This window comes from Oryzihumus sp. JJN4-3R (genome assembly GCF_057747915.1).
Window position 1 is genome coordinate 3,498,965 of sequence record NZ_CM173229.1, and the last position, 21,032, is coordinate 3,519,996.

A 21,032-nucleotide genomic window follows, 5' to 3' on the forward strand; every position below is an offset into this window, starting at 1 on the left:
CAGAGCTCACCCGCCGTGAGCCGCGAGGGCCCGCCGGAGCGATCCGGCGGGCCCTCGTCTGTCTGGATTGCGTGTCATGGCAACCCCGACGCGGCATCTACCCAAAGCGGACATTCCGCCGATAGTCTCCGCTCGCCGCCCCGGTCACCGCGACCGAGACACGGCGGCAGGACAGTGGTGGCCGCGCCACCGCAAGGGGAGAACACACAGATGACACGAAACTTTCGGGGGCGCTCTGTCATAGGCGTCTTCGCTGTCGGTGCCGTCGCTGCGGCGACGATCAACCTCGCCCCGACGGCCATGGCCGCGACCACGACCCCGGTCCACGGCTACGACATCGCGGACTGGGACGGGACGGGCGCCCAGCCCACCGGCTGGTCCGTGCAGCTCGCGGGTCAGGCCGGGGCGTGGCTGGACTACGACGCCCGGTCCGACACCAACGGCTCGTTCCACATGGGCGTCTCCGACGCGACCGAGAAGGTCTGGCTGCGCCGGACCCCGGCTGCGGCCACCTCGCTGTCGCAGGTGACCACCGCCACCTACCAGAGCAACGTCTCGCAAGGCACGTCCGTCCCGGCCTACCAGCTGGGCCTGGACTGCAATGGTGCGATGACGGGCGGCCTGGTGACGCTGACGTGGAACACCCCGGCGCAGGCCGCAGGGTCGACCTGGGCCACCAACGACACGCTCGCCACCGGCTCGTGGACCGCCGACAGGACCATCAACGCCGACGGCAGCACCGCTGCCCCGGACCAGGACCCGACCGGCGGCGCCGGCGTCAAGGGTGGCACGGCACACCCGATGGCAGACTTCACGGCCGTCTGCGGTGCGGGCCAGGTGAAGTCCTACGGCGTCATGGCGAGCACCGCCAGCACGTCGAGCAACGAGGCCGCCGTCGACACCATCACCTTCAACACGGACGTCGCGGACTTCCAGTACGTCGGGATCTACCGGGTCGCCGGCAGCGACCGCGTCGCCACCTCGATCGCCGCGTCGAAGGAGATCTTCACCGCCGTCGGCACCAGCAACGCGGCCGCCACGGCCGTCATCGCCAGCAGCACGTCCTTCGCGGACGGCCTGGCCGGTGGCCCGTTGGCCGCGACGAGGTTCGGCCCGCTGCTGCTCAGCGGCAAGGACCACGTCGACTCGCGGGTGCTGACCGAGATCAAGCGGGTCCTGGCCAAGGGCACCACGGTCTACCTCGTCGGTGGCACCGGCTCGCTGAGCTCGACGTTGGAGTCCGAGGTCAGGAACGCCGGCTACGCCATCAAGCGCCTGTCCGGTTCGGACCGGTTCGCCACGGCCGTGGCCGTGGCCACCGCGCTCGGCCCGCAGTCGGCGTTCGTCACCAACGGGATGGACTTCCCCGACGCCCTCAGCGCCGGCCCGGCCGCGGCGCACAAGCGCGGTGCGGTGCTGCTGACCAACGGCACGACCATGCCGGCGGCCACGGCCACCTACCTCAAGGCGCACACGTCCCTGACCAGGTACGCGGTCGGTGGCGCGGCGGCCACGGCGTCCACGGCCTACGTGACGTCGGCCAACCGCCTGGTGGGGGCGAACCGGTACGAGACCTCGACCAAGGTGGCGGGCACGATCTTCCCCGGCACCGTCGACGTCGCGTTCGCCTCCGGCCTGGCCTTCCCGGACGCCCTTTCCGGTGGCGCCTACGCCGGCCTGTATGACGAGCCCCTCGTCCTCGTCCCGGCCACAGGCTCGGTGCCGGGCGCGACGCAGGCCTACCTCAACGGCGCGAAGAAGGGGCTGGACTACGCCGAGGTCATCGGCGGCACCGCGGCTGTGTCCGACTCGATGGCTCGGGCCCTCGAGGTCGCCATCAACTACGGCAGCTGACCCAGCTCGCCGGTGCGGGCCCGTCGGAGTGGTCCGGCGGGCCCGCACCGTGTCGGGAGGTGCAGGGCAACCACGCAGTGGACTCCGGCGGCCCCGATGCCGTCGGTCAACCGCCGTACTCGGCGGCGAGCATGTCGAACCACACCAGGTCGGCAAACGTCCCGTCCCGCAAGGGCTCCGCCGCCCGGTGCCGGCCGACCTCGACGAACCCGGCACCGCGGGCGATCGCCGCCGACGCCTCGTTGCCGGCGGCGACGCCCAGCACCAGCCGGCGCCGGCCCAGGCCGCCGTCCTCGCGAGGCACGAACGCGTGCCGGACCGCGAGCCGCACGGCTTCCTTCATGGCACCCCGCCCCCGCGCGTCAGGGTGCAGCCAGTAGCCGATCTCCCCGGCGGTGGTGTCCTCCCCGGCCATGTCCATGACGGCGACCACGCCGAGCAGCCGGTCGCTCGCCGGGTCCGCGACCGCCCAGTACAGCCCCCGGCCCAGGGCGGCGTTCTCCCGCGTACGCCGCAGGTAGTCGCGGGCGTGCTCGACCGTGTAGTCCTCCGGCAGCCCGGAGAGCCAGTGCCGCGCGACGGGGTCGGAGCAGGCCTCGACCACGCGCGGCGTGTCCTCCTCGCGCAGGACCCGCAGCCGGACCCCGGCACCTTCGAGGGTCACCGCTTCCAGCGCGGTGGCCTCGTTGAGGATGGCCGCCGCGATCCGGTCGTCCTCCCGGCCGAGCCCGAAGTGCACCACCGCCGCCCGGCTCCCGTCCGGCAGCCTCAGCCCCCCGGGCTCGCGCCCCCACTCCATGAACCCGGCCCGGCGCAGCACCGTCTGCGAGGCCACGTTGCCCTCCTCGGTGTGCGCCCGCAGCCTGCTGAGGCCCAGCCCGCCGCCCGCGCGCTCGGCGAGCACGTGGGGCACGAGCAGGTCGAGTGCCTCGTTGGCCAGGCCGCGGCCGCGCTCGGCGGGGTGCACCCAGTAGCCGACCTCCCCGGTGTTCGGGAAGGTGACCCCCGCCAGGCCGTGCAGCGTCAGGCACCCGAGCAGCCGGTCGTCGCCGCGGTCGGCCAGGCACCAGGTCACCCGCTCGCCCTGCAGCCCCCACAGCCGGCGCTGGGCGAGCCACTCTCGGGCGCCGTCCTCGGAGACCTCCTCCTCACCGAGCCCCATGGCCTGCTTGCGGGCCGGGTCGTCCAGGGCCTCGCGCAGCCGGGGCAGGTCGGTATCGCGCAGCTCGCGCAGGATGAGCCGCTCACCTTCCAGCCGGGTCGGCGCGAGCAGCCCGGGCCGGCCGCGCCACGCGCGCAGCAGCTCGAAGTGGTGCCCGCCCTGGAGGCTGCCGTCCGGCGCGCGCCAGGAGTCGGTCTCCACACCACTGAGCCGGAACCCGGCGTCGCGCAGGACCCGTTGCGAGGGCCAGTTCTCGGGGGAGGTCGAGGCATGCACCCGCTCCAGCCCCAGGCCGCCGGCGTCCGCGTGGCCGAAGCCGTGGTCCAGCACGAGCGAGATCGCCGTGGCCATGACGCCGCGCCCGCGGTCGCCGGGGTGCAACCAGTAGCCCAGCTCGGCGTCCCGCGACTGCGCGCCGTTGTCGAAGTTGAACAGCTGGATGTCGCCGAGAGCCTCGTCCGTCGCGGCGTCGGCGATGCACCAGTACAACGCGATGCCGTCGGCACTCATCCTCCGGGTGCGCTCCAGCCAGGTGGGGTACGACTCCGGCGTCGGGTGGGCCCCGGCCGGCATGAACATCAGGCTGGCCGGGTCCGGACCCTGCCCCTCCTTGGGGGTGTCGGAGTCGCGCCACGGCCGCAGCCGCAGGCCGCCGCCCTCCAGCACCGGCGCGGACCACCACGGGGTCTGCGGCTCGCGCGGGTCGTCCGCACGCAGGGAGGCGACCCACGCGTCATACGGCTGGCCGTCGCGACCGGGCAGGAGGCCGCGGACCGTGCCCTCGACCCGGAAGCCGCACGACCACGCAGTGTGCCGGGAGGCCCAGTTCCCGACGGCGGCGCGCCAGTGCACCGCCACCACCCCGTCCTCGAAGGCGTGGTCGAGGACCAGCCGCAGGGCGCGTGCCATGTGGCCGTGCCCGCGGGCCCACGGGTGCAGCCCGAAGCCGACCTCGGCGGTCCCGCCCCCGTGCGGGCGGTAGTCGATGGTGCCGGCGAACCGGGGTGCTCCCGAGGCGTCGGGCACCTCGATCGCCCAGTAGCGGTTGCCGCCCGGGGCCACCCAGTCGGCGGCGATGCGGGCCAGGAACTCCTCGGCGTCGGCGCGGTCATAGGGGGACGGGACCGTCGTCCAGCGCACCATCTCGGCGTCCCGCGCCTGCTCGACCACGGCGTCGAGGTCGGCGGGGGTGTGCGCCCGCAGCGTCACCACCCCGTCCGAGAGCACCGGCACGACTTCGGGGAAACGCGGGTCCATGGGCCCACCCTTGCCGACCGGCCGCGGAGCGGCAAAGGATTTCGCCGCCGCGCCTAACGTGCTTGGGTGGGCCCATGTCGTCCATCGAGGTTGTCAACAACACCGAGCGGCACCGCTACGAGGCACTGGTCGGGGGCCGGGTCGCCGGTTTCGCGGAGTACCAGCTCACCGACGCGCTGGTCGTGTTCACCCACACCGAGGTGGCTGACGAGTTCGAGGGGCAGGGCGTCGGCTCGGCGCTGGTCCAGGGTGCCCTCGACGACGTGCGCGCCCTCGGTCTGCGCAAGATCCTGCCGGTGTGCCCGTTCGTGCGGGCCTGGCTGGGCCGGCACAAGGACTACCGTGACCTGCTCTACCACGCGCCCCGGAGCACCGCCCGGGACTGAGCCGGGCCGCCCGAGGGCCCGGGAACCGGGGTCCGCCGACGTCCGTTCACGATCCGGGGCAATCGGGACGGACCCCGGGGGCCTGTCGGCCGTACACCAGGTAGCGGCAGCGACTAACCTAGGCAGGTCGCGGCGTGGTCCACCCGCCTCGACCGTCATCACAGTCCCGTCAGGAGTATCGCGTGCCCAAGATCGTTGAACGACTGCTTCGTGCCGGCGAAGGCCGGGTGCTGAAGAAGCTCGAGGGCATCGCGGCCCAGGTCAACGCCATCGAAGAGGACTTCGAGAAGCTCACCGACGCCGAGCTGCGCGCCGAGACCGACGTCTTCCGCCGCCGCCTGGCCGACGGCGAGACGCTCGACGACATCCTGCCCGAGGCCTTCGCCGCCGTGCGGGAGGCGTCCAAGCGCACCCTCGGCAAGCGCCACTTCGACGTGCAGATCATGGGTGGTGCGGCGCTGCACCTCGGCAACGTCGCCGAGATGAAGACCGGTGAGGGCAAGACGCTCGTCGCCACGCTGCCGTCCTACCTCAACGCGCTGCAGCGACGCGGCGTGCACGTCATCACCGTCAACGACTACCTCGCCGAGTACCAGTCCGACCTCATGGGCCGCGTCCACCGCGCCCTGGGCCTGGAGACCGGCTGCATCCTGGCGTCGATGACGCCCGCCGAGCGACGCGAGCAGTACGCCAAGGACATCACCTACGGCACCAACAACGAGTTCGGCTTCGACTACCTGCGCGACAACATGGCGTGGTCGACGGACGAACTGGTCCAGCGCGGCCACAACTTCGCCATCGTCGACGAGGTCGACTCGATCCTCATCGACGAGGCCCGCACGCCGCTCATCATCAGCGGCCCGGCCGACCAGGCCACCAAGTGGTACGTCGAGTTCGCCCGGATCGCCGAGAAGCTCACCCGCGGTGAGGACGGCAAGGGTGACTACGAGGTCGACGAGAAGAAGCGCACCGTGGGTGTCCTCGAGTCCGGCATCGCCAAGGTCGAGGACTACCTGGGCATCGACAACCTCTACGAGTCCGTCAACACCCCGCTGATCGGCTACCTGAACAACTCCATCAAGGCCAAGGAGCTGTTCAAGCGGGACAAGGACTACGTCAACATGAACGGCGAGATCCTCATCGTCGACGAGCACACCGGCCGCATGCTGGCCGGGCGCCGTTACAACGAGGGCATGCACCAGGCGATCGAGGCCAAGGAAGGCGTCGAGATCCAGAACGAGAACCAGACGCTCGCCACGATCACCCTGCAGAACTACTTCCGCATGTACGACAAGCTCTCCGGCATGACCGGTACGGCCCAGACGGAGGCCGCCGAGCTGCACCAGATCTACAAGCTGGGCGTCGTGCAGATCCGCACCAACCGCCCGATGCAGCGCGTGGACCAGTCCGACCTCGTCTACCGCACCGAGGAGGCCAAGTTCCACGCCGTGGTCGAGGACCTCGTCAAGCGGCACGCCAAGGGCCAGCCGGTCCTCGTCGGCACCACCAGCGTCGAGAAGAGCGAGTACCTCTCCGAGCACCTGCGCCGCCGCGGGGTCAAGCACGAGGTGCTCAACGCCAAGCAGCACGCGCGGGAGGCCTCGATCGTGGCCCAGGCCGGCCGGCGTGGCGCGGTCACCGTGGCGACGAACATGGCCGGTCGAGGCACCGACATCATGCTCGGCGGCAACCCCGAGTTCAACGCGGTCGCCGCCCTGGCGGAAAAGGGCCTCGACCCGGAGCAGACTCCGGAGGAGTACGAAGCGGCCTGGCCCGAGGCGCTCGAGCTCGCCGAGAAGGCCGTCGCCGCCGAGCACGAGGAGGTCACCGCCCTCGGCGGCCTCTACGTCCTCGGCACCGAGCGGCACGAGTCGCGCCGCATCGACAACCAGCTGCGTGGCCGTTCCGGCCGCCAGGGCGACCCGGGCGAGAGCCGGTTCTACCTCTCGCTGCAGGACGACCTGATGCGCCTGTTCAACTCCGGCATGGTCGACCGCTTCATGACCTCCGCCCGGATGGAGGACGAGGTCCCGATCGAGTCCAAGCTGGTCTCCCGCTCCATCCAGAGCGCGCAGAGCCAGGTCGAGGCGCAGAACTTCGAGATCCGCAAGAACGTCCTCAAGTACGACGACGTCCTCAACCGCCAGCGCGAGGTCATCTACGCCGAGCGCCGCCGCGTGCTGGAGGGCGAGGACCTGCACGAGCAGGTGCGCCACTTCATCAGCGACGTCGTGGGCGGCTACGTCGACGCCGCGACCGCCGACGGCTTCCCGGAGGACTGGGACCTCGAGCAGCTCTGGATCGCGCTCAAGACCCTGTATCCGGTGTCCCTCACCATCGCGGAGGTCGAGGAGGCGGCCGGTGGCCGCGGGGCGCTGACCGCCGAGGTGCTGCGCGAGGAGATCCTCTCCGACGCCCACCACGCCTACGACACGCGCGAGGTCGCCCTCGGCGGCAACGTGATGCGCGAGGTCGAGCGCCGGGTGATCCTCTCGGTCCTGGACCGCAAGTGGCGCGAGCACCTCTACGAGATGGACTACCTGCAGGAGGGCATCGGCCTGCGGGCCATGGCCCAGCGCGACCCGCTGGTGGAGTACCAGCGCGAGGGCTTTCTGCTCTTCGAGGCCATGAACGAGGCCATCAAGGAGGAGTCCGTCGGCTACCTGTTCAACGTCGAGGTCGAGGTCAACGGCGAGGAGCAGGCGCTGGCCGCCACCCAGCTGACCGCGGAGGCCGGCGAGGTCGTGGGCGTCTCCGCCGAGCCGCTCATCCGGGCCAAGGGCCTGGAGACCCCGCAGCCGGTGGCCCAGCTGCACTACTCGGCCCCGAGCGACGACGGCTCGGTGCAGGAGCGCGACGAGGTCCACGAGACCCGCGCCGAGCGCCGCGCGGCCAAGAAGGGCCGCAAGCGCCGCTGAGGATCCGCACGGCACGAGGGGCCCCGATCGCATCGCGGTCGGGGCCCCTCGTGGTGCGGGCGCCCCCGGGCTGCCGGTCGGCTCAGCCGACCTGCAGCGCCGTGACCATCCAGCGGCGGTCCAGCCCGGTCATCCGCAGGGCCAGGGCGCGGACCCGGTCGTTGTCCACCACGACCGCGCAGGCCTCCGCCACGCCGTCGGCCGGCTCGCAGACACGCACCCGGCGCACCACGGCCCGTCGGCCGCTTGCCACCCCGCGGCGCCCGGCGACTGCGGAGCGCCGGGCCACGACCGAGTAGACCTCCGGAGCGGTCCACCGGATCACCTGCGGCGCCGGTCGGGTCCCCGACATCACCTCGACGAGGGCCTGGGCGATGTGCCCGGCCCACTGCGCCGGCTCGGGCAGGTCCCGGCTGCGGGTTGGCTGCGGCCCGAACCACGACTCGTCAGGTGTCCGGAAGTCCACCGCCAGCGTCCCCTGCTCGTAACCGTTCGGGGCCTGCGCCACCAGGAGCGACCCGGGGTCGATGGGTGGTGGTGAGACGTCCGGGATGGGCCTCACCCGCACCGGGCCGGTCCCGCACGCACGTGTGTCCGTCATGAGCTCCCCCTGTCTGGTGATGGTGGTTCGAGCTGTTGGCCGGGGACGAGGAGGGCCGGGTCCTCGCCGATGACCTGCCGGTTGGCGGCGTGCCACCGGGGCCACTCGTGCGCCACCTCGGCGGCTGTCGCGCCGGGGCCGAGGTGGCGCGCGGCGATGGTCCACAGGCTGTCGCCCCGGCGGACGACGACCCGCTCGAGGGCCGGGACCCGGGCGGCGTGCCGCCCCGGGGTGAGCACCCCCAGGTCGGCGCGGGCGCGCCCCGGCCGAGGCGGGGTGGTCGGCGCCCATCCCGGTTGGGGCAGCGAGTCCGCCCCGTCACCGGCCGAGGCGCTCGGCGACGGGCCGGGCGCTGCGCCGGAGAACCCGGGATCGGGCAGGGGAGCCGCGGCGGGACGAGACGGAGCCAGCGGCACGAATGCCGGAGAAGGCAGGCGTCCCGTCGTGGAGACGACGTGAGCCGGTGGCGGGACGGCTGGGCCCGGAGCGGCGGTGGCTGCCGGGGCGAGGCCGCCTCCGATCGCCGAGCCGAGCAGCAGCGTGGCCACCCGTCGGGCGAGGGGAGGCGACCAGCGGGCCAGCCTGCGGGCCCGGGCCCCGACGGTGCCGGGTGCGGTGCCGAGGGCACAGCTCGCGACGCCGAGTCCGGTCCAGGCCGCGAGCAGGCCGCCGGCTGCGCAGACGGCGAGCAGCAGCAGCCCTGCCGGGTCTCCCGGTCCCCGCACGGCCGACGCCCAGGTCCATCGAGCCGTGGTGGCGAACCCGAGCACGCCCGCCGCCGCGAGCGCCAGGCCGCAGAGGGCGACAAGGGCAGGCCGGGCCCATCCCGTTGATGGTTGCGTCCCCCGCGCCATGATCCCCCCTTGAATCACGTTTGCAGCAGTTTGCCACTGTTTAGGTCGGTGTGGCGTGCGCCGCGGACGGCCTGTGGATGGCCACCCCCTCGCCCGTCCCCCCGCGCGACGATGTGTCCCTGCTGGCTCAACGACGAGGTTACGAAATGGTCACGGACGGGTCTGTGACCCAGGCCACAGGAGGTCTGGCGTGCGATGGGATGAGCTGTTCGACGACCTCGAGGCACAGCTCGAGTCAGGCCTGCGCGCTGAGCGCACCGCAGAGGTGGCCGACCGGACCCGTCGGGACCGGGCCACGCGTGACCTCAGGCAGCGACTGGTCGAGGTGCTCGGCGCGCAGGTGGCCATCGAGGTCGCCGGAGGGGCCCGGGCCGAGGGCGCGGTGCTCGAGGTCGGCGCCGACTGGGTGATGGTCGGGGTCGAGCCCGGCCCCACCGCCCTCGTGCCGTTGCCGGCGGTGAGGTCGGTGCTGGTCGGCGCTCCGGCGGCGCGGTTGGGGGAGGCGTCGGCGCTGTCCCGGCGGCTGTCGCTGGGTCACGCCCTGCGCGTGCTGAGCCGGGATCGGGCGCCCGTGCGGGTGGTCGGCGTCGACGGGCGCGAGCTGACCGGCACCGTCGACGCTGTCGGGGCCGACCTGCTGGACCTCAGCGAGCACCCCCTGGACGTGCCCCGGCGGCGGGACAACGTGGCGTCGGTGCGGCTGGTGCCGTTCGTCGCCGTCGCGATGGTGGTGCGTCGCGGCTGAGCCGGGGGTGCGAACCGGGCAGGCTCAGGTGGCGGGCTCCTCCTCGTCGGCGGGCTCCCCGGACTGGCCGAAGGGGTGCGCGGCGACGAAGGTGCGGGTCTCGGAGTACATCCGCTGGATGTAGTTCTCCAACTCGGTCGCCTCGACCCGCCACTGGCCGCGGCCGCCGATCTTGATCGCCGGCAGCTCCCCTGAACGAACCAGGGCGTAGGCCTGGGCGGCGGAGATGTCGAGGATCTCCGAGACGTCCGAGAGCTGGATGAAGCGCTGCGCCATGGCGGTCTCTCCCTTGCTGCTCACCGGCCGCGGTCTTGACCAAGTGTTTACCACATCGATGCGTGCGCGTCCTGATGTTGTTGTGCACGGTGGACTACGGCAGTTTGCGTGTTCCTGCATGGGGCGGGAGCGACTCGTGATGCCCGCGGCCCTGTGGACAACGGCGGCCGCACCGCCCGCCTCGGCCAGCATGGGTGCTGCGGCGCCTGCTCCGGCATCGGCCGGCCTCCGGGGGACCGGGGACGCGCAACCGCCGCGGGAGAGGGGGAGACGTGACCACGCTGCCGACGCCCACCGCGTCCCGGCTCCAGCCGCCGTCCTGGCGGGACTCACGCCTGGTCGTGGGAGTGCTGCTCGTGCTCGCGGCCACCGCCCTCGGCGCGCGCGTCGTGGGGTCGATGGACCAGACCGTGCCGGTCTACGCCGCCGCCACGGCGATCGTCCCCGGCCAGCCCGTCACCCAGGACGACCTGAAGGTGGTACGCGTGCGGCTCACCGCGGGCGAGGGGACCTACCTGTCCGCCGACCGGCAGCTCGGCGCCGACCGCTACGCCGTCCGGGAGGTCCGGCCCGGGGAGCTGCTCCCCAGCACGGCGCTGGGCGCCCGCACCGACGTGGACGTGCGGCCCCTGACCCTGTCGGTGGCCACCGAGGCTGCCTCCGGGCTGGTCCAGGGCTCCGTGGTGGACGTCTGGGTGAGCCCGCGGGACCCCGACGTCTCCACCGAGAAGTACCTCGCCCCGCGACGGCTGGTCGAGGCCGCGTCCGTGGCGCGGACACCGGAGCGCGAACGCACGCTCGGTGGGGCCGCCGGCACCACGGGGGTGGAGGTCCTCGTGCCCGAGTCCGGGATGCAGGATCTCATCGCGGCCGTCGACGGGGGAGCCAGGGTGACCCTGGTGCGTGCCCCCGGCTCGACCCGGGCCAACGCCTCATGACCACCGTGCTCACGGCGGTGAGCGACCGCTACGAGGCCGAGCTCGTCACCACCCTCGAACGCTCCCCGGAGGTGTCGGTCGCCCGCCGGTGTGCCGACCTGCCGGACCTGCTTGCCGCAGCCGGGGCGGGGCTCGGCCGGGTGGCCCTGCTGTCGGGGGACCTGCGCGAGCTGGACCGCTCCGCCCTCGAGCACCTGGCCCGGGCGGGCGTGGCGGTCGTCGGCGTGCACGAGCCCGGCGACGAGGCCGCCGAGATCCGGCTGCGCCAGCTGGGCGTCGAGGTCGTGGTGCCCGCTGACGCGGACGTCGGCGCGCTCGAGCGGGCACTGGGGGCGGCGCGAACGGCAGGGTCGGCACCGTTCCCCGGCGGCAGCATGGCCGAGGTGCAGCCGAGCGGCGACGTCGGGCCGGAGGGGCTGGAAGGTTCCGCGCCGCAGGGCATCATCGTGGCTGTCTGGGGGCCCACCGGCGCGCCGGGACGCACGACCGTCGCGGTCACGCTGGCCGCCGAGCTGGCGGCGGCCGGCGTGCCCTCCCTGCTCGCCGACGCCGACACCTACGGCGGCTGCGTCGCCCAGACCCTGTCCCTGCTCGACGAGGCGCCGGGCCTCGCCGCCGCGACGCGGACCGCCGAGCACGGAGCCCTCGACGTGGCGGCCCTGGCCCGGCTGGCGCCCGAGGTGACTCCCGGGATGCGGGTGCTCACCGGAATCCCGAAGGCCGAGCGTTGGCCCGAGCTCGGAGCGTCGGCGCTCGAGCGCGTCCTCACCGTGTGCCGGAGCCTGGCGGCGGTGACGGTCGTGGACTGCGGCTTCAGCCTCGAGGACGACGAGGAGCTCAGCTACGACACGCTGGCGCCCCGGCGCAACGCCGCCACCCTGACGACCCTCGCGCTCGCGGACCGCGTCATCGCCGTCGGCGCCGGGGAGCCGATCGGGCTGCAGCGCCTCGTGCGCGGCCTGCGTGAGCTCGCCACGGTCGTCGACGCCGACCCGCTCGTCGTCGTCAACCGGGTGCGCGCCGGAGCCGTCGGCCGACGGCCGGAGCGGCGGATCGCCGACGCGCTCTCCCGATTCGCGGCCGTGGACGAGCCGGTCATGGTGCCCGACGACCGGGACGCCCTGGATGCCGCCGTCCTGGCCGGGCGCACGCTGACCGAGGTCGCCCCGGGGTCGCCGGCCCGGCTGGCCCTGGCCGACCTGGCGCGACGGCTCGCCCCGGGGCCGATCCCGCAAGCGGCTCGGCCCGGGAGGTGGCGGCGCCGCGAGGCCCTGGCCGCCCACCCGGTTTGACCCGGGTGCCGGCGGCCCGTCACGGTGGGCCTGCACAGCGGGCGAGCCGGCAGGAGAGGGCGGATGAGGCGAGGGCTGATCGTCGACTGGGGTGGCGTGCTGACCGCGCCCGTCCACGTGGCCGTGCGCCGGTGGATCGAGTCGACCGGGGTGCTGCACGACCACTACACCGCCGTGGTGCGCCGGTGGGTCGACCCGGGTCCGGGGCAGAGCTCCCCGGTGCACCAGCTCGAGCGCGGTGAGCTCCCGCTCGTCGACTTCGAGCGGGCGCTGGCGGATGCCCTGGCCGCCGAGGGCTCCCGCGTGGAGGCCGAGGGCCTGGTGGCGCGGATGTTCGCCGACCTGGCCGACTACGAGGAGTCGATGACCTCGCTCGTGGGGCGGGCGCGGTCCGCCGGCGTGCGCACCGCGCTGCTCTCGAACTCGTGGGGCAACGACTACGACCGGGCCGACTGGGACGCTCTCTTCGACGCGGTCGTCATCTCCGGGGAGGTGGGGATGCGCAAGCCCGAGCCGGAGATCTTCACCCTGGCGCTGGACCAGCTCGGCCTGCGCGGGTCGGACTGCGTCTTCGTCGACGACCTGCCGCACAACGTCGACGCGGCGACCCGGCTGGGCATGGCCGGAGTGGTGCACCGCAGCTACGAGGAGACCGCGGTCGCGCTCGCCGAGCACTTCCCGGGGGCAGCCTGGATCCACCCGGAGGCCGAAGCCTCCTGACCCCCGGGAGGTAGGGGCTGCTAGCTGCTGTAGAGCAGGAGCAGACCGCCGCAGGTGTAGACGACCATCAGCACCAGCAGTGGCACTTGGCCGAGGACCGCGACGCGACGCGGGAACAGGGTCACGGCCCGCTCGTGGGCGAGCACCACGCCGAGCACGTGGCCGGTCACGATGGCGAGGACCTGGATGGTCGCCGTCAGGGTGGGCTCGATCAGTGCGGTGCCGGGCTGGAGCCGGCCGGTGCCCAGCCAGTTGGCGCCGATGCCCAGGGGGTCGCTCAGGCGCACCAGGGTGAGCTGCCCGGCATACACGAACAGCGCCCAGTAGTGGGCCACCACGTAACCGGCGGCGATGGGGACCAGGGACGGCGCGAACTGGGAGGTGAGCCCGCGGACCGGCAGTCCGGCCAACCGGGCCGAGACGGCCGCGGCCAGGCCCAGGGCGCCCGCGACGAGCAGGCACATGCCCAGCAGTCCCAGGGTCTCGAGCACGGTGGAGGGCACCACGGAGGACTGCACGAAGCCGTACCACCGGGGCTGGCCGGAGAGCGCGTCGTAGGCCGTGCTGCCGAGCATCACGGCAACCGTGGCGGTCAGGCCGCGCTCCTGCGGGATCAGGTTGACGCCGTGCAAGGGGGTGCGCAGCACCCAGGTCCGGTCGGTGCGCCGCCCCAGGGTGCTCAGCGACCCCAGCATGCGCGACCAGACCTCGAACGGGTCGCCGTGGCTGAACCAGCCGCGCCCCAGGGCGAACGCGCCGAGCAGGTCGAGGACGACGAAGGCCAGGATCGCCACCCGGAGCACCGGCTGGCTGGTCCGCTCCGGGGCGATCAGCTCCAGCCACGCGAAGGCGAACAGGCCGGCGGCAGCGGGCCACAGCCCCGGCCGGAGGTCGAGGATCGGCTCGTCGGGGTCCAGCCGGGCCACGCGGTTGATCGCCAGGTGCAGCCAGCGGACCGGGTTCAGCACCCGCCAGATCGGGCCCAGGAGCATCGACAGCGCAGCCAGGCCCACCCACAGCCAGACATAGACCACATAGGGCACAGGGTTGTTCGCGCTGTCCTGGCCGGCCACGAGGGCCAGGAGGGTCCAGCCGGTCAGGGCGAGGGAGAGCGTCACGGCGCCGCGCCGCAACCACCGCGAGTCGAGGATGCGAGCCACCGGAGCCGGCAACGGCCACCCGGCGTCGCGACGCAGCCGGGGCTCGCGCCAGAGCACTCCCAGAGCCAGGAACGACACCACGAGGGCGGCGGCGGCCCCGGTCACGAGGGCTGGCAGCGGGAGCGGGAGCGCCTCCACCGACCCGAGGCCGTGCGCCGGGAGCAGGGCCGTGGGGGTCATCGGGAGGCCAGCCACCTCAGCGCACGACCACGGAGAGCAGGCGCAGCGCCGGGTTGTGCGTCTCGACCTCGTAGGAGCCGGGCAGGTCGGTCCGCAGCTGCACGGTGGCCGGCACGCCGGCCTTGAGCTCCTGCTCCACCTCGAACCCGTGCGCGTGCAGCTCGTCGTCGTGGTCACTGGTGACCGTGAGCGTCAAGGTCTGGCCGGGGGCGACCTGCACCTCGGCCGGAGCCGGGTCGACCTGCTTGCCCGCGATCCTGACCGCGAGGGTCTTGCCGCCGGCCGGGGCCGACGGCGTGGCGGTGCCGCTTGACGCCGAGGTCCCTTGTGCCGCAGGGGAGTCCGCCGAGCCGCCGCAGCCGGCGACGAGGCCGAGAGCGGCGCTGAGGGCCAGGGCGTGCCAGAGCGGGCGGGCCGGCGTCATCTTGGTCACGCCCCGGAGTTTAGGAGACGAACTCTGACACGATGAGGACGTGCCTGACCGACTCAGCTCACTGGACGCGTCCTTCCTGTACCTCGAGGAGGCCACGACGGCGATGCACGTCGGATCGGTGATGGTCTTCCAGCCGCCAGATGACGGCTTCGACTACGACCGGCTGGTCCGTCTCGTCTCGACCCGCATCGCCTACGTGCCGCGCTACCGGCAACGGGTGCGTGCCGTGCCCGGCCACCTGGCCAACCCGGTGTGGGTCGACGACGAGGACTTCGACGTCACCTACCACGTGCGCCGTTCGGCCCTGCCCAGACCGGGGTCCGACGAGCAGCTCGAGGAGTTCGTCGCCCGGGTGCAGCCGCGGCCGCTGGACCGGGACCGGCCGCTGTGGGAGGTCTACCTCGTCGAGGGCCTGGCGGAGGGGCGCTTCGCCATCGTGACGAAGTCCCACCAGGCACTCGTGGACGGCATCAACGCCGTCGACATCGCCCACGTGATCCTCGACGGCGACGCCGACCGCGACGACCAGGTGACCGACACGTGGCGGCCCACCCGGGAGCCCAGCGACATCGAGCTCGTGACCGAGGCCCTCGTGGACGCCGTGCGGCGGCCGAGCCAGATCCTGGACAACATGCGCGGCGGGGTGGCGGACATCCGGGCCATCGGCGGCCGCGTCGTGGGTGCCCTGGGCTCGGTGGCCTCGACCGTCGCCCGCACCGCCGCCCGCCCGGCGCCCACCAGCCCGCTCAACGCCGAGATCGGCGAGGCGCGGCGCTACTGCATGGTCGGCACCGACCTCGACGACTACCGCAAGGTGCGCGCCCGGGTCGCACGAGGCCACCACAACGACGACGTCACGGTCAACGACGTCGTCCTCGCGACCATCTCCGGCGCCCTGCGGTCCTGGCTGCTGACCCGCGGCGAGGCCGTCCACAACGCCACCACGGTCCGCGCGATGGTGCCGGTATCGGTCTACGACGCCTCCGACCTGTCGCGACTGGGCAACCGGGTCACGGCGTGCTTCGTCGACCTGCCGGTGGGGGAGCCGAGCGCCTCGATGCGGCTGCACCAGATCGCGTTCTCGATGCGCCAGCAGATGGAGGGCGGGCAGGCCGTCGGGGCCGAGTCGCTGGTCGGGCTGGCCGGCTTCGCGCCGCCGACCCTGCACTCCCTCGGCGCCCGCCTGGGCAGCGCGATGTCGCGCCGGCTGTTCAACGTGGTGATCACCAACGTTCCCGGCCCGCAGCAACCCCTGTATGCCGGGGACGCGCGGATGCTCTCGTCCTACCCGGTCATGCCGCTGGCTCGCGGACAGGCCCTCTCGATCGGCCTGACGTCCTACGACGGCGGCGTGTACTACGGGCTGAACGCCGACCGTGACGCCATGCCCGACGTCGACGTCCTCGGCCAGTGCCTGGTGGACTCCCTCGCGGAGCTGGTGGAGAGCAGGGACACGGGACGATGAGCCCGCGGCGCACCCGGCGCGGACTGGTCCTGGGCGGTGGTGGCGTCCTGGGGGCAGGCTGGATGGTCGGGGCGCTGACAGCACTGCAGGAGGTGACCGGCCTCGACGTGCGCTCGTTCGACGCCTATGTCGGCACCTCGGCCGGATCGGTGCTCGCCGCGCTGCTCGGTGCCGGGGTGGGGGTGCAGGACCTGCTCGACCACCAGCTGGGGCGGGAGGTGACGACCGGGCCGCTGGCCGGCTTCACCTTCGACTACGAGCACGACACCGGCGGTGACCGCCCGGGCCGGCCCCGGCGCGGGCTGGGCTCCCGGGAGCTCCTGGTACGCAACGTGCGCCAGCTGCGGCAGCTGCCCCCGACCGCGGTGCTCGCGGCCCTGCTGCCGGAGGGGCGCGGCCGCCTGGACCGGGTGGGCGCCCTGGTCTCGCACGTCGTGCCGCAGGGTTGGGCACCTCGTGACGGGGTGACCGTCGTGGCCCTGGACTACGACACCGGCGCCAGGGTGGCCTTCGGGTCGCCGGGCGCCCCACCGGCGGACCTGGCCGACGCGGTCATGGCCTCGTGCGCGATCCCCGGGTGGTACCAGCCGGTGCGCATCGGGCAGCACCGGTTCATCGACGGCGGGGCCTGGTCCTCGACCAACCTGGACCTCATGGCCGGGCACGACCTGCAGGAGGTCTACGTGCTGGCCCCGCAGGTCTCCTTCGCCATGGACACGCCCACCCAGTGGCAGACGCGGCTGGAGCGGCAGTGGCGCAACAGGGTCACGGCCCGCTGCCTGCGCGAGCTGGTCAAGGTGCACCAGGACGGCACCGAGGTGACGGTGCTCGGGCCCGGTCCGGAGGACCTCGAGGCGTTCGGCGGTAACCTCATGGACGTGTCGCGGCGCCCGCTGGTCGTCCAGACCTCGCTGCGCACGTCCGCGGCGGCGCTGCGCGACCCCGCCCCCCTGCCCGACACCAGCCAGTTCGAGGACGTGGGATGACCCTGACGCGAATCTACTTGCCGCTCAACGCTGCCCGACTGCGCGAGCTCGCCGCCGGCGGCGTCATCACCGGGCGTCCCCTCCAGGCGCACGCCGTCACCCAGGCCGTCCGGGCCGCCCAGCCGTCCGGCGATGAGGAGGAGCGGGAGTACACCGCGCTGTGCGACGCGGCGACGAGCTCGCGCCTGCTGCTCGAGTCGGGGGAGACCCGGCGCATCGTGGCGGCGGCCGACGTCAACAGCTCCCTCGTGCAGGAGGTCGCGCCGGTCCAGGCCGCCGCCCCCTCGACCGTCCTGGTCACCGAGGCGGTGCCGCTGAAGCGGGTCGCCTCCTTCCACGTCGACGAGGACGGGGCGGGCGAGGACGAGGAGCTGCTCTGGTACGACGCGACCGAGCTGGCCCAGCTGGTCGAGCTGCTCTGACGCAGCACCCTCAGGTGTGGTCGGCGAGCCACGGGTCGACGATGGCGTGGAAGGCGTCCTCACGGGTCTGCCTCACGTAGTGGTCGGCCCCGGCGACCACCTCGATGCGGACGGCCGGGTTGCCCAGGCCGGCCAAGACATCGCGGGTCGCCGGTCCGACCAGGCAGCCCTCGTCGTCGCCGGTGAGCACGAGGGTGGGCGTGCGGACCTGCGGCACCAGCTCGGTCCACGGGGTCTCCGGCCTGCCGTTCCCGGAGGCCATCAGCGCGAGGTCGAGATGCATCTTGGCCTCGACCCAGGCCTCGCCCTCCGCCACGGTCCACTCCGGGTGCCGCTCGAGCAGCCCGGCCAGCGCCGCCTCCGGGTCGGCCTGGTAGCCGCGGATCAGCTCCACGCGCGCGGCACCGACCTCCGGGCGAGGACCCAGCACGAGCGGCGTGTCCCACGGCGGGTCGATGAGCACCGCCCCGGCGAGCAGGTCCGCGCGGCGCGCCAGCAGCGCCGTCAGCGACGCGGCACCGAGTGAGTGACCGACCGCGACGACGGGGGAGCCGTCGGCCGCCACGTCCTCCAGCACCCGCTCGGCGTCGTCGGCGAGCAGCTCACCGGCCTGGTCCACCTCGGCTGCGCTGAACCGCGGGGAGGCGCCGTGCCCTCGGGCATCCACCCCGCAGACGCGGTATGCCGTGCCCCACCGCCGGGCGGCGCCGGGCCAGCACAGACCCGAGTCGCCGTTGCCGTGGAACAACACCAGCGTCGGGCCGTCGGGCCGGCCGAGCTCGTGCAGCGCCAGGTCGGTCACGGGGTCATGCTCGCGTGGCCGGCGAGCCACGGGTCGACGAGGGCGTGGAACTGCTCCGGTCGCGTGCGCCGGATGCAGTGGCCGGCCCCCGCGATGCGCTCGAGCCTCACCTGCGGGTTGCCGAGCGCGGCGACCTGGTCGCGCTCGGCGTCGCCCCAGAGCATGTCGTCATCCCCGGTGAGCAGCAGCGTGGGGCAGGCGATGTCCCGGGCCACGTCCAGCCAGGTGCGGCGCAGCCGCGCCTGGCCTGTGGCGAGCATCGCCAGGTCGGTCTGGGTCTTGGAGGCCAGCCACCCGGCATACTCCGCCTCGGGCCAGTCGGGGTTCTCCCGGCGGCCCTTGGCGAGGGCGGCCTCCGGCTGCTCCAGCCACAGGCGTGCATCGGCCACGCGGTCCCGCCCTGCGGCCAGCCGGTCGGCCTCGGTCTCGTCGGGGTCCTGACCGAGGGCGGGGTCCTCCAGGACCGTGCCTCGGACCAGGTCCGGTCGGGTGGCGGCCACGGCCCCCGCGGTGCCGCCGCCCATCGAGTGCCCGACGAGCAGCGGGCGGTCGATGCCGTTCTGGCGCAGGTGCTCCAGCACCACGATGGCATCGGCGAGCATCGTCTCGCCCACCCCCGCCTCGAGCTGGTCGGTGGTGAACCGGGCCGAGCGCCCATGGCCGCGTGCGTCCCAGGACAGCACCCGGTAGCGGTCGACCCAGCGCGGCACGGCGTCGCCCCAGCACTCACCGGAGTCGGTCAGCCCGTGCATCAGCAGCAGGGCGACGGCGCCGTCCGGTCCGCCGTGGTCGTAGAGGTGGATGCCACCGGGGGTGATCACGCGGAAGCCTGACGTGGGATGGGTTGGTGCACGCGTGCCACCATAGGCAGGACCCCGTCGACCTGTCCCACAAGGAGCCTGACCCGCGATGGATGCTGTGACCCAGACCCCCGCGCCGGTGAACGAGCCGGTCTTCGACTACGCCCCGGGCAGCCCGGAGCGCGCCTCGCTGGAGGTGGCGCTGGCAAAGCTGGGCAGCGAGCGGGTCGAGCTGCCGCACACCATCGGCGGCGAGCGCGTCACGGGGGCCGGCAAGAAGATCGACGTCCGTCAGCCGCACGCCCACAAGAAGGTCCTGGGCACGATGCGCAACGCGACGGTCGCCGACGCCGAGGCCGCCGTGAAGGCCGCCAAGGACGCCGCCCCGATGTGGCGTGCGATGTCCTTCGACGACCGCGCCGCCATCCTGCTCAAGGCCGCCGAGCTGCTCTCCGGTCCATGGCGCGCCACCCTCAACGCCGCGACGATGCTCGGCCAGTCCAAGACCGCGTACCAGGCCGAGATCGACGCCGCCTGCGAGCTGATCGACTTCTGGCGCTTCAACGTCCACTTCGCCCGCCAGATCCTGGCCGAGCAGCCGCCGGCCAACTCCAAGGGCATCTGGAACCGCACCGACCACCGCCCGCTCGAGGGCTTCGTCTACGCGATCACGCCGTTCAACTTCACCGCCATCGCCGGCAACCTGCCGACCACCCCGGCGCTCATGGGCAACACCGTCGTGTGGAAGCCCTCGCCGACCCAGCAGCTCGCCGCGCAGCTGACGATGGAGCTGCTCGAGGAGGCGGGCATGCCCCCGGGCGTCATCAACATGGTCACCGGTGACGGTCTCAACGTCTCCAAGGTCGCCCTGGCCGACCCCGACCTCGCCGGCATCCACTTCACCGGCTCGACCCCGACCTTCCAGCACCTGTGGCAGGAGGTCGGCGCCAACCTGACCGGCTACCGCACCTACCCGCGGATCGTCGGCGAGACGGGCGGCAAGGACTTCATCCTCGCCCACCCCACCGCCGACCCCGACGTGCTGCGCACCGCGATGATCCGCGGCGCCTTCGAGTTCCAGGGCCAGAAGTGCTCGGCCGCCTCGCGCGCCTACGTCCCGCGCAGCCTGTGGAAGCAGATCAAGGCCGACCTGGTCTCGATCACCGAGGGCCTGACCCAGGGTGACGTCACCGACCTGTCCAACTTCATGGGTGCCGTCATCGACGACCGCGCGTTCGCCAAGCACAAGGACGCGATCGACCGCGCCCACGCCACCGCGGGCATCAACGTCGTGGCCGGCGGCAAGTACGACGACTCGGTCGGCTACTTCGTGCGCCCGACGGTGCTGGAGATCGACGACCCGGGCGACGAGTCGTTCCGGACCGAGTACTTCGGCCCGATCCTGTCGGTCCACGTCTACCCGGACCGCTCCTACGACAAGGTCCTCGACCAGATGGAGTCCTTCGCGCCCTACGGCCTGACCGGCTCGATCATCGCCCAGGACCGCCGGGTCATCGCCGACGCCAGCGAGCGCCTGCGCTTCGCGGCCGGCAACTTCTACATCAATGACAAGCCGACCGGCGCCGTCGTGGGCCAGCAGCCGTTCGGTGGCGGCCGCGCGTCGGGCACCAACGACAAGGCCGGTGCCGCGCAGAACCTCCTGCGCTGGACCAGCGCCCGCTCCATCAAGGAGACGTTCGTGCCGCCGAAGGACCACACCTACCCGCACATGGGCTGACCCCGCGGGTCACGGCAACGCGGGAGGGTATGGCGACCGGTCG

At 73.1% G+C, this 21,032-nt stretch carries 19 protein-coding genes; 11 read left to right on the forward strand and 8 right to left on the reverse strand.

Annotated features, from left to right (window positions below; genetic code table 11):
• Nucleotides 1-210 precede the first annotated feature (210 nt).
• A complete protein-coding gene (locus tag AC3ANM_RS16665) occupies nucleotides 211-1,854 on the forward strand; it encodes a cell wall-binding repeat-containing protein (RefSeq protein WP_488285534.1) in 1,644 nt (547 codons plus the stop codon).
• A 106-nt stretch (nucleotides 1,855-1,960) separates the two neighbouring features.
• Here the strand turns inward: AC3ANM_RS16665 and AC3ANM_RS16670 are convergent, their stop codons facing one another.
• Nucleotides 1,961-4,273, reverse strand: coding sequence for a GNAT family N-acetyltransferase (locus AC3ANM_RS16670; RefSeq protein WP_488285535.1), 2,313 nt, complete (start codon nucleotides 4,271-4,273; stop codon nucleotides 1,961-1,963).
• A 74-nt stretch (nucleotides 4,274-4,347) separates the two neighbouring features.
• On the opposite strand from AC3ANM_RS16670, the gene AC3ANM_RS16675 reads away from it, so the two are divergent.
• Nucleotides 4,348-4,659 (forward strand): GNAT family N-acetyltransferase, encoded by a 312-nt coding sequence (locus AC3ANM_RS16675; protein ID WP_488285536.1) that lies wholly within the window; start codon nucleotides 4,348-4,350, stop codon nucleotides 4,657-4,659.
• Nucleotides 4,660-4,841: 182 nt separating this feature from the next.
• The gene (gene secA / locus AC3ANM_RS16680; RefSeq protein WP_488285537.1) at nucleotides 4,842-7,577 is read left to right on the forward strand and encodes a preprotein translocase subunit SecA; all 2,736 of its coding nucleotides are present in this window, start codon (nucleotides 4,842-4,844) and stop codon (nucleotides 7,575-7,577) included.
• An 82-nt stretch (nucleotides 7,578-7,659) separates the two neighbouring features.
• On the opposite strand, the gene AC3ANM_RS16685 is transcribed toward secA, so the two are convergent.
• Together AC3ANM_RS16685 and AC3ANM_RS16690 are read right to left on the reverse strand one after the other, a co-directional pair.
• Complete coding sequence (locus AC3ANM_RS16685) at nucleotides 7,660-8,178, reverse strand: Rv3235 family protein (protein ID WP_488285538.1); 519 nt, start codon at nucleotides 8,176-8,178, stop codon at nucleotides 7,660-7,662.
• Nucleotides 8,175-9,032, reverse strand: coding sequence for a LysM peptidoglycan-binding domain-containing protein (locus AC3ANM_RS16690; protein ID WP_488285539.1), 858 nt, complete (start codon nucleotides 9,030-9,032; stop codon nucleotides 8,175-8,177). Before AC3ANM_RS16690 ends, AC3ANM_RS16685 begins: the two co-directional genes overlap by 4 nt.
• A gap of 190 nt (nucleotides 9,033-9,222) precedes the next feature.
• Between AC3ANM_RS16690 and AC3ANM_RS16695 the strand changes: the two genes are divergently transcribed.
• A complete protein-coding gene (locus AC3ANM_RS16695; protein WP_488285540.1) occupies nucleotides 9,223-9,777 on the forward strand; it encodes a hypothetical protein in 555 nt (184 codons plus the stop codon).
• 24 nt (nucleotides 9,778-9,801) lie between these two features.
• Here AC3ANM_RS16695 and AC3ANM_RS16700 read toward each other — a convergent pair whose 3' ends face one another.
• Entirely contained in the window at nucleotides 9,802-10,053 is a 252-nt protein-coding gene (locus AC3ANM_RS16700; protein WP_488287971.1) for a helix-turn-helix domain-containing protein, read from the reverse strand.
• Between the two features lie 272 nt (nucleotides 10,054-10,325).
• Between AC3ANM_RS16700 and AC3ANM_RS16705 the strand changes: the two genes are divergently transcribed.
• The 3 genes from AC3ANM_RS16705 (at nucleotide 10,326) to AC3ANM_RS16715 (ending at nucleotide 13,003) form a co-directional block, all read left to right on the forward strand.
• Nucleotides 10,326-10,991, forward strand: coding sequence for a hypothetical protein (locus AC3ANM_RS16705; RefSeq protein WP_488285541.1), 666 nt, complete (start codon nucleotides 10,326-10,328; stop codon nucleotides 10,989-10,991).
• Complete coding sequence (locus AC3ANM_RS16710) at nucleotides 10,988-12,283, forward strand: CpaE/TadZ family protein (RefSeq protein ID WP_488285542.1); 1,296 nt, start codon at nucleotides 10,988-10,990, stop codon at nucleotides 12,281-12,283. The genes AC3ANM_RS16705 and AC3ANM_RS16710 overlap by 4 nt, the downstream gene beginning before the upstream one ends.
• A 63-nt stretch (nucleotides 12,284-12,346) precedes the next feature.
• On the forward strand, nucleotides 12,347-13,003 hold the full coding sequence (locus tag AC3ANM_RS16715) for an HAD family hydrolase (protein WP_488285543.1): 657 nt from the start codon (nucleotides 12,347-12,349) through the stop codon (nucleotides 13,001-13,003).
• Between the two features lie 20 nt (nucleotides 13,004-13,023).
• Here AC3ANM_RS16715 and AC3ANM_RS16720 read toward each other — a convergent pair whose 3' ends face one another.
• Together AC3ANM_RS16720 and AC3ANM_RS16725 are read right to left on the reverse strand one after the other, a co-directional pair.
• The gene (locus AC3ANM_RS16720; protein ID WP_488285544.1) at nucleotides 13,024-14,343 is read right to left on the reverse strand and encodes a hypothetical protein; all 1,320 of its coding nucleotides are present in this window, start codon (nucleotides 14,341-14,343) and stop codon (nucleotides 13,024-13,026) included.
• Nucleotides 14,344-14,359: 16 nt separating this feature from the next.
• Nucleotides 14,360-14,767, reverse strand: coding sequence for a cupredoxin domain-containing protein (locus AC3ANM_RS16725; RefSeq protein WP_488287972.1), 408 nt, complete (start codon nucleotides 14,765-14,767; stop codon nucleotides 14,360-14,362).
• 49 nt (nucleotides 14,768-14,816) lie between these two features.
• Between AC3ANM_RS16725 and AC3ANM_RS16730 the strand changes: the two genes are divergently transcribed.
• Genes AC3ANM_RS16730 through AC3ANM_RS16740 form a run of 3 tightly spaced genes read left to right on the forward strand, consistent with a single transcriptional unit; the run spans nucleotide 14,817 to nucleotide 17,649 of the window.
• Nucleotides 14,817-16,241 (forward strand): WS/DGAT/MGAT family O-acyltransferase, encoded by a 1,425-nt coding sequence (locus AC3ANM_RS16730; protein WP_488285545.1) that lies wholly within the window; start codon nucleotides 14,817-14,819, stop codon nucleotides 16,239-16,241.
• Nucleotides 16,238-17,227, forward strand: coding sequence for a patatin-like phospholipase family protein (locus AC3ANM_RS16735; RefSeq protein ID WP_488285546.1), 990 nt, complete (start codon nucleotides 16,238-16,240; stop codon nucleotides 17,225-17,227). The genes AC3ANM_RS16730 and AC3ANM_RS16735 overlap by 4 nt, the downstream gene beginning before the upstream one ends.
• On the forward strand, nucleotides 17,224-17,649 hold the full coding sequence (locus tag AC3ANM_RS16740) for a DUF6912 family protein (protein WP_488285547.1): 426 nt from the start codon (nucleotides 17,224-17,226) through the stop codon (nucleotides 17,647-17,649). The genes AC3ANM_RS16735 and AC3ANM_RS16740 overlap by 4 nt, the downstream gene beginning before the upstream one ends.
• Before the next feature lie 10 nt (nucleotides 17,650-17,659).
• Here AC3ANM_RS16740 and AC3ANM_RS16745 read toward each other — a convergent pair whose 3' ends face one another.
• Together AC3ANM_RS16745 and AC3ANM_RS16750 are read right to left on the reverse strand one after the other, a co-directional pair.
• Complete coding sequence (locus tag AC3ANM_RS16745) at nucleotides 17,660-18,451, reverse strand: alpha/beta fold hydrolase (protein WP_488285548.1); 792 nt, start codon at nucleotides 18,449-18,451, stop codon at nucleotides 17,660-17,662.
• Complete coding sequence (locus tag AC3ANM_RS16750) at nucleotides 18,448-19,272, reverse strand: alpha/beta fold hydrolase (RefSeq protein ID WP_488285549.1); 825 nt, start codon at nucleotides 19,270-19,272, stop codon at nucleotides 18,448-18,450. The genes AC3ANM_RS16745 and AC3ANM_RS16750 overlap by 4 nt, the downstream gene beginning before the upstream one ends.
• Before the next feature lie 88 nt (nucleotides 19,273-19,360).
• Here AC3ANM_RS16750 and pruA point away from each other — a divergent pair, with 88 nt between their 5' ends.
• Nucleotides 19,361-20,989: an L-glutamate gamma-semialdehyde dehydrogenase gene (gene pruA, locus AC3ANM_RS16755; protein WP_488285550.1), complete on the forward strand. Its 1,629-nt coding sequence runs from the start codon at nucleotides 19,361-19,363 to the stop codon at nucleotides 20,987-20,989.
• Nucleotides 20,990-21,032: the final 43 nt, after the last annotated feature.

Coding starts and splice junctions, on each gene's coding strand:
- AC3ANM_RS16710 (WP_488285542.1), top strand. CDS start 10,988: ATGACCACCGTGCTCACGGCGGTGAGCGACCGCTACGAGGCCGAGCTC.
- AC3ANM_RS16700 (WP_488287971.1), bottom strand. CDS start 10,053: ATGGCGCAGCGCTTCATCCAGCTCTCGGACGTCTCGGAGATCCTCGAC.
- AC3ANM_RS16740 (WP_488285547.1), top strand. CDS start 17,224: ATGACCCTGACGCGAATCTACTTGCCGCTCAACGCTGCCCGACTGCGC.
- AC3ANM_RS16735 (WP_488285546.1), top strand. CDS start 16,238: ATGAGCCCGCGGCGCACCCGGCGCGGACTGGTCCTGGGCGGTGGTGGC.
- AC3ANM_RS16670 (WP_488285535.1), bottom strand. CDS start 4,273: ATGGACCCGCGTTTCCCCGAAGTCGTGCCGGTGCTCTCGGACGGGGTG.
- AC3ANM_RS16685 (WP_488285538.1), bottom strand. CDS start 8,178: ATGACGGACACACGTGCGTGCGGGACCGGCCCGGTGCGGGTGAGGCCC.
- AC3ANM_RS16690 (WP_488285539.1), bottom strand. CDS start 9,032: ATGGCGCGGGGGACGCAACCATCAACGGGATGGGCCCGGCCTGCCCTT.
- pruA (WP_488285550.1), top strand. CDS start 19,361: ATGGATGCTGTGACCCAGACCCCCGCGCCGGTGAACGAGCCGGTCTTC.
- AC3ANM_RS16675 (WP_488285536.1), top strand. CDS start 4,348: ATGTCGTCCATCGAGGTTGTCAACAACACCGAGCGGCACCGCTACGAG.
- AC3ANM_RS16715 (WP_488285543.1), top strand. CDS start 12,347: ATGAGGCGAGGGCTGATCGTCGACTGGGGTGGCGTGCTGACCGCGCCC.
- AC3ANM_RS16725 (WP_488287972.1), bottom strand. CDS start 14,767: ATGACGCCGGCCCGCCCGCTCTGGCACGCCCTGGCCCTCAGCGCCGCT.
- AC3ANM_RS16665 (WP_488285534.1), top strand. CDS start 211: ATGACACGAAACTTTCGGGGGCGCTCTGTCATAGGCGTCTTCGCTGTC.
- AC3ANM_RS16720 (WP_488285544.1), bottom strand. CDS start 14,343: ATGACCCCCACGGCCCTGCTCCCGGCGCACGGCCTCGGGTCGGTGGAG.